The sequence below is a fragment of the Streptomyces calidiresistens genome, assembly GCF_014141525.1.
GTDB classification, from domain to species: domain Bacteria; phylum Actinomycetota; class Actinomycetes; order Streptomycetales; family Streptomycetaceae; genus Streptomyces; species Streptomyces calidiresistens.
On the sequence record NZ_VKHS01000264.1, the window covers coordinates 1 to 6,462 of the forward strand.

Sequence of the window (6,462 nt, forward strand, 5' to 3'; positions counted from 1 at the left end):
CAGCCCGCGCACCTTGCGGCCGAAGCCGGGCTCCAGGCCGAGCGAGCCGCCGAGGTGCACCTGGTAGCCCTCCACCTGGTTGCCCTCGGAGTCTGGAGGAGGCACCCGCCTCCGCCATCCTGCGCTGGGCCGTGGAGACCTTCGGTCCCCGCTTCTGCGTCACCTCCTCGATGGAGGACGCGGTCGTCGCCCACCTGGCCTCCCGGGTGGCACCGGGGGTGGACGTGGTCTTCCTGGACACCGGCTACCACTTCCCCGAGACCATCGGCACCCGGGACGCGGTGGCCGCCGTCATGGACGTCAACGTCATCACCCTCACCCCCCGGCGGACGGTGGCCGAGCAGGACGCCGAGCACGGCCCCCGGCTGCACGACCGCGACCCCGACCTGTGCTGCGCGCTGCGCAAGGTCGAGCCGCTGGAGCGCGGCCTGGGCGGCTACGACGCCTGGGCCACCGGCCTGCGCCGCGACGAGTCCCCCACCCGGGCGAACACCCCCGTCGTGGGATGGGACGAGCGCCGCCGCAAGGTGAAGGTCTCCCCCATCGCCCGCTGGACACAGGACGACGTGGACGCCTACGTCGCCGAGCACGGCGTGCTGACCAACCCCCTCCTCCAGGACGGCTACGCCTCCATCGGCTGCGCCCCCTGCACCCGGCGGGTCGCCGCCGGCGAGGACGCCAGGGCGGGCCGCTGGGCCGGCCGGGGCAAGACCGAGTGCGGGCTGCACGGCTGATGGCCGCCCCCGCCCCGCAGAACGCCCCGGCCCCGGGGGACACCGACGACGCACCGCGAAGGGAACGCGAGATGAGCAGCGGCACCGACCTGCCGGGCGCCACCGTCTGGCTCACCGGGCTGCCGAGCGCGGGCAAGACCACCATCGCCCGCGCCGTCGCCGACCGACTGACCGCCGCCGGACGCCGCGCGGAGGTGCTGGACGGCGACGAGATCCGCGAGTTCCTCTCCGCCGGCCTCGGCTTCTCCCGCGAGGACCGGGACACCAACGTGCGGCGGATCGGCTTCGTCGCCGAACTCCTCGCCTCCAACGGCGTGATCGCCCTGGTGCCGGTCATCGCGCCGTACGCCCACAGCCGCAAGGCCGTGCGCGCCCGGCACGACGCCGAGGGCACCGCCTACCTGGAGGTGCACGTGGCCACGCCCGTGGAGGTGTGCTCCGAACGGGACGTCAAGGGCCTGTACGCCCGGCAGGCGGCGGGCGAACTGAGCGGACTGACCGGGGTGGACGACCCCTACGAGGCGCCGACCGACCCGGAACTGCGGATCGAGACGGACGGGCGGAGCGTCGCCGAGTCCGCCGACGCCGTGCACGCACTGCTGACCGAGAGGGGACTGGCATGACGGCCTCGACCACGATCGCGACCCCCGCGCCCACCGCGACGGGCCCCGGCGACCCCGCCGACCCCGCCGACCCCGCCGACAACCCGTTCGCGTTGTCGCACCTGGACGCGCTGGAGTCGGAGGCGGTGCACATCTTCCGGGAGGTGGCGGGGGAGTTCGAGCGGCCGGTGATCCTGTTCTCCGGCGGCAAGGACTCGATCGTGATGCTGCACCTGGCGCTGAAGGCGTTCGCGCCGGCGCCGGTGCCGTTCGCACTGCTGCACGTGGACACCGGGCACAACTTCCCCGAGGTCATCGACTACCGCGACCGCACGGTGGCCCGGCACGGGCTGCGGCTGCACGTGGCCTCGGTGCAGGAGTTCATCGACCGCGGCGAGCTGCGCGAGCGCCCCGACGGGACCCGCAACCCGCTGCAGACGGTGCCGCTGCTGGACGCCATCACGAGCCACCGCTTCGACGCGGTCTTCGGCGGCGGGCGGCGGGACGAGGAGAAGGCCCGCGCCAAGGAGCGGGTGTTCTCGCTGCGCGACGGGTTCGGCGGCTGGGACCCGCGCCGTCAGCGCCCCGAGCTGTGGCAGTTGTACAACGGACGGCACGCGCCGGGCGAGCACGTGCGGGTCTTCCCGCTGTCGAACTGGACCGAGCTGGATGTGTGGCAGTACATCGAGCGCGAGGGCATCGAACTGCCGTCGATCTACTACGCCCACCGGCGCAAGGTCTTCGCCCGCGACGGCATGTGGCTGGCCCCCGGCGAGTGGGGCGGGCCGCGCGAGGGCGAGGCGGTGGAGGAGCGCCTGGTGCGCTACCGCACCGTCGGCGACATGTCGTGCACCGGCGCGGTGGACTCCGACGCCGACACCATCGCGAAGGTGATCGCCGAGATCGCCGCCTCCCGACTGACCGAGCGCGGCGCCACCCGGGCGGACGACAAGCTCTCGGAGGCCGCCATGGAGGACCGCAAGCGCGAGGGGTACTTCTGATGACCACCACACCCGCACCCACGAGCCCCGCCGACCCGACCGCGTCGCCGTCGGCACCGGCGTCCTCGGCGTCCTCCACGTCGTTGTTGCGGTTCGCGACCGCCGGTTCGGTGGACGACGGCAAGTCCACCCTGGTGGGCCGGCTGCTGCACGACTCGAAGTCGGTGCTCAGCGACCAGCTGGAGGCCGTCGAGCACGCCTCCCGCAGCCGCGGCCACGCCGCCCCGGACCTGGCGCTGCTCACCGACGGGCTGCGCGCCGAGCGCGAGCAGGGCATCACCATCGACGTGGCCTACCGCTACTTCGCCACCCCCGCCCGCCGGTTCATCCTGGCCGACACCCCGGGCCACGTGCAGTACACCCGGAACATGGTCACCGGCGCCTCCACCGCGCACCTGACCGTGATCCTGGTCGACGCCCGGCACGGCGTGGTCGAGCAGACCCGCCGGCACGCCGCGGTCGCCGCGCTGCTGCGGGTGCCGCACGTGGTGCTGGCGGTCAACAAGATGGACCTCATCGACCACGACGAGGCCGCCTTCGCCGCCATCGCCGCCGAGTTCACCGCCTACGCCGCCTCCCTGGGCGTGCCCGAGGTCACCGCCATCCCGATCTCCGCGCTGAACGGCGACAACGTGGTGGTCCGCTCCACCGCCATGGACTGGTACACCGGCCCCACGGTGCTGGAGCACCTGGAGGGCGTGGAGGTGGGCCACGACCCCACCGACGAGCCGGCCCGCTTCCCCGTGCAGTACGTCATCCGCCCGCAGAGCGCCGAGCTGCCGGACTACCGCGGCTACGCCGGCCAGATCGCCGCCGGGGTACTGCGCGTGGGACAGCCGGTCACCGTGCTGCCCTCGGGCCGGACCACCACCGTCGAGGCCATCGACCTGCTCGGCGAACCGGTGGACGTGGCATGGGCACCGCAGTCGGTCACCGTGCGGCTGACCGACGACCTGGACGTCTCGCGCGGCGACCTGATCGCCGCAGGGCCGCTGGCCGAGCCGGTCCGCGAACTGCAGGCCACCGTCTGCCACCTGCACGACCGTCCCCTGAGGCCGGGCGCGCGGGTGCTGCTCAAGCACACCACCCGCACCGTCAAGGCGATCGTCACCGACATCACCTCCCGGCTCTCGCTGACCGACCTCTCGCAGGAGCCGAACCCCGGCGAGCTGGTCGCCAACGACATCGGCCGGATCGGTGTGCGCACCGCCGAGCCGTTGGCCGTGGACGCCTACGCCGACTCCCGCCGCACCGGCTCCTTCCTGCTGATCGACCCCGCCGACGGCTCCACCCTGACCGCCGCCATGGCGGGCGAGGCCTTCACCGACGCCCGGGGCGCCGGTGAGCCCTCCCCCGCCGCCCCCGACGACGAAGGCTGGGACTTCTGACATGAGCACCGGACTGGTCGCACCCACCACCGCCTCCTCCACCGCGCAGGGCGCCGCCCCCGGCACCGAACCCTCCGGCGCGGTGCGGCTGAACGGCGTCTCCAAGGTGTTCGGCACCGGGGAGCGGGCCCAGCTCGTCCTGGACTCGATCGACATGGATGTCGCACCGGGTGAGTTCGTGTGTCTGCTGGGAGCCTCGGGCTGCGGCAAGTCCACCCTGCTCAACCTGGTGGCCGGCCTGGACCGCCCCACCGCCGGCGCCGTCGCCGTGCCCAGCGGACGCCCGGCCCTGATGTTCCAGGACCATGCCCTCTTCCCCTGGCTGAGTGCCGGCCGCAACATCGAGCTGGCCCTGCGGCTGGCCGGGGTGCCCCGCGAGGAGCGCCGCGACCGCGCCGAGGAGCTGCTGGAGCTGGTCCGGCTGCCCGGTGCCCACCGCAAACGGGTCCACCAGCTCTCCGGCGGCATGCGTCAGCGCGTGGCCCTGGCCCGTTCCCTGGCCCAGGGCAGCGAGGTCCTGCTGATGGACGAGCCGTTCGCCGCGCTGGACGCCATCACGCGCGACCTGCTGCACGAGGAGCTGAGCCGGGTGTGGCGCGAGCGGCGCCTGACGGTGCTGTTCGTCACCCACAACGTGCGCGAGGCCGTGCGGCTGGGGCAGCGGGTGGTCCTGCTCTCCTCCCGTCCCGGCCGGATCGCCCGCGAGTGGGACGTGAATCTGCCCTTCCCCCGCCGCATCGAGGACACCGGTGTGTCGACGCTGGCCACCGAGATCACCGGGCATCTGCACGAGGAGATCGTTCGACATGCCCGGACCTGAGATCGAGACCGGGACCCGCGGCGGGGCGCCGGCGCGGAGCGACGGGAGCGGGACGACCGACGACTCCCGGGAAATGGCCTCCGGGCTCGACGCCCTGGAGGCCGGTGTCGAGGCACCCCGTCCGCTCCACCGTCGTCTCCTGCACCGGGCGGGACCGCCGCTGCTGGCGATCGTCGTGGTCCTGGTGGTCTGGCAACTGCTCGCCACGCTCGGTCGCCCGGCGACGCTTCCCTCCCCGGGCGAGGTCTGGGGCGAACTGGCGGGGGCCCACCGGGAGGGGGATCTCCTGCCGGCGATCGGGCACAGCCTGCTGCGCTGCGTGATCGGCTTCGGGGCGGCGGCGGCCATCGGCCTCCCGCTGGGTCTGCTGCTGACCCGGGTGGCGGTCATGCGCACGGTCCTGCGGCCCATCCTGACGGCCGTGCAGTCCCTGCCGGCGGCGGCCCTGGTCCCGGTGGCCGTGCTGGCCCTGGGCAACTCCGAGGGCGCGGTCTACACGGTGGTGCTGCTCGGGGCGGTACCGTCGATCGCGGTGACCGTCGCCTCCGCCGTGGACCAGCTGCCACCGCTGCTGTTGCGGGCCGGTCGGTCGATGGGCGCCACCGGGGTCCGGGGTGCCGCCCTGATCACCGTCCCCGCCGCGCTTCCGGGATTCATCGCCGCCCTCCGGCAGGGATGGACCTTCGGATGGCGGGCCCTGATGACGGCGGAATTGATTACCGCGACCCCTTTGCCCGGTTTGGGTGAGATGCTGGCGGAAGGGAACCGGGCGGGCTCCATGAGTCTGGTGCTCGCCTCGGTCTCCCTGATCCTGGTGGTGGGAGTGGTGGTGGAGTCCGCCGTCTTCCGTCCCCTGGAGCGCCGGGTGCTCACCGGGCGCGGCCTGGCCGGCGGCTGAGGCCGTCCCCGACCCCGGGGATCCGCGTCGGATCGCGGCACGTCACGGAACGAAAGTCGACCACTATGCACGGGATCACGGACAACGACACCGCACCGGTGGTGGGACGGCCGTCACGGACGACCGCCCCACCACTGCTGATCGTGGCGCACGGCAGCCGTGATCCTCGTCACCCCGCCACCGTCGCGTTGCTGGCCGAGCGGGTGCGAACCCTGCGCCCGGACCTGACGGTGCGGGTGTGCCACCTGGAGTTCAACCTGCCGGGCGTCGCGCAGGCCCTCTCGGGGCTGTACTCCGCCGGTGGGCGGCGGGTGATCGCCCTGCCGCTGCTGCTGACCCGGGCCTTCCACGCCAAGACCGACATCCCCGGCGTGCTGGCCGAGGAGGTCCGCCGGCTGCCCGGCCTGCGTGTGGAACAGGCCGATGTGCTCGGCCCGGACCTGTTGCTGCGGGCCGCCATGACCAGGCGGCTGCACCAGGCGGGTCTCTGCCCCGCCTACCACGCCGAGACCGGTGTGGTGCTGGCCGCGGCGGGGTCCTCCGATCCGGAGGCGATCGCGGTGATCGCCGAGACCGCGCGGGAGTGGAGGCGCGCCGAGGGATGGCGCGCCGTGCGACCCGCGTTCGCCTCCGCCTCCCCTCCCACCACCGCGGACGCCGTGCGCGCGCTGCGCGCCGAGGGCGTCCGTCGGGTCGCGGTGGCCCCCTACGTGATCGCGCCCGGCCGGCTGCCGGACCGCATCCTGCGGGGCGCCGAGGAGGCCGGGGCCGATGTGGTGGCCCCGGTCCTGGGGGACGCGCCGGAACTGGCGCGACTGATGTTGCGGCGCTACGACGCGGCCCTGGCCGGCCGCATCCCGCGGGCGCGGGGGATGGGCGACCCCGGGGGGCACCACGGCGACCCGGAACGGCTCGCCGCGTCCTCCCGCCGGCGCTGAGGGGCGGCTCGGCGGACGGTGGCCCGAGGATGTCGGGAGGTGCCTCGCGGGGCGCTCCCCGCCCTCCCGCCTTCCGCACCC

At 74.0% G+C, this 6,462-nt stretch carries 7 protein-coding genes; all 7 read left to right on the forward strand.

The genetic code is table 11. From position 1 onward, the window contains the following. Nucleotides 1–92 precede the first annotated feature (92 nt). Nucleotides 93–734 carry a phosphoadenylyl-sulfate reductase gene (locus FOE67_RS12780; protein ID WP_182663699.1) on the forward strand — a complete coding sequence of 214 codons (642 nt, stop codon included), beginning with the start codon at nt 93–95 and terminating at the stop codon, nt 732–734. Between the two features lie 71 nt (nt 735–805). After that, nucleotides 806–1,357 (forward strand): adenylyl-sulfate kinase, encoded by a 552-nt coding sequence (gene cysC, locus FOE67_RS12785; protein WP_228473830.1) that lies wholly within the window; start codon nt 806–808, stop codon nt 1,355–1,357. Further along, complete coding sequence (gene cysD / locus FOE67_RS12790) at nt 1,354–2,337, forward strand: sulfate adenylyltransferase subunit CysD (RefSeq protein ID WP_228473831.1); 984 nt, start codon at nt 1,354–1,356, stop codon at nt 2,335–2,337. Before cysC ends, cysD begins: the two co-directional genes overlap by 4 nt. Next, on the forward strand, nt 2,337–3,725 hold the full coding sequence (locus FOE67_RS12795; RefSeq protein ID WP_182663691.1) for a sulfate adenylyltransferase subunit 1: 1,389 nt from the start codon (nt 2,337–2,339) through the stop codon (nt 3,723–3,725). The genes cysD and FOE67_RS12795 overlap by 1 nt, the downstream gene beginning before the upstream one ends. A 1-nt stretch (nt 3,726) precedes the next feature. Further along, nucleotides 3,727–4,545 (forward strand): ABC transporter ATP-binding protein, encoded by an 819-nt coding sequence (locus tag FOE67_RS12800; protein WP_182663693.1) that lies wholly within the window; start codon nt 3,727–3,729, stop codon nt 4,543–4,545. Further along, on the forward strand, nt 4,532–5,443 hold the full coding sequence (locus FOE67_RS12805) for an ABC transporter permease (RefSeq protein ID WP_182663695.1): 912 nt from the start codon (nt 4,532–4,534) through the stop codon (nt 5,441–5,443). Before FOE67_RS12800 ends, FOE67_RS12805 begins: the two co-directional genes overlap by 14 nt. A 65-nt stretch (nt 5,444–5,508) precedes the next feature. Then, nucleotides 5,509–6,381 (forward strand): sirohydrochlorin chelatase, encoded by an 873-nt coding sequence (locus FOE67_RS12810; RefSeq protein ID WP_182663697.1) that lies wholly within the window; start codon nt 5,509–5,511, stop codon nt 6,379–6,381. The last annotated feature ends 81 nt before the right edge of the window (nt 6,382–6,462 follow it).

Excerpts from the sequence above, each read along its gene's own strand:
- FOE67_RS12800 (WP_182663693.1), top strand. The coding sequence starts at position 3,727 with ATGAGCACCGGACTGGTCGCACCCACCACCGCCTCCTCCACCGCGCAG.
- FOE67_RS12795 (WP_182663691.1), top strand. The coding sequence starts at position 2,337 with ATGACCACCACACCCGCACCCACGAGCCCCGCCGACCCGACCGCGTCG.
- cysC (WP_228473830.1), top strand. The coding sequence starts at position 806 with ATGAGCAGCGGCACCGACCTGCCGGGCGCCACCGTCTGGCTCACCGGG.
- cysD (WP_228473831.1), top strand. The coding sequence starts at position 1,354 with ATGACGGCCTCGACCACGATCGCGACCCCCGCGCCCACCGCGACGGGC.
- FOE67_RS12810 (WP_182663697.1), top strand. The coding sequence starts at position 5,509 with ATGCACGGGATCACGGACAACGACACCGCACCGGTGGTGGGACGGCCG.
- FOE67_RS12805 (WP_182663695.1), top strand. The coding sequence starts at position 4,532 with ATGCCCGGACCTGAGATCGAGACCGGGACCCGCGGCGGGGCGCCGGCG.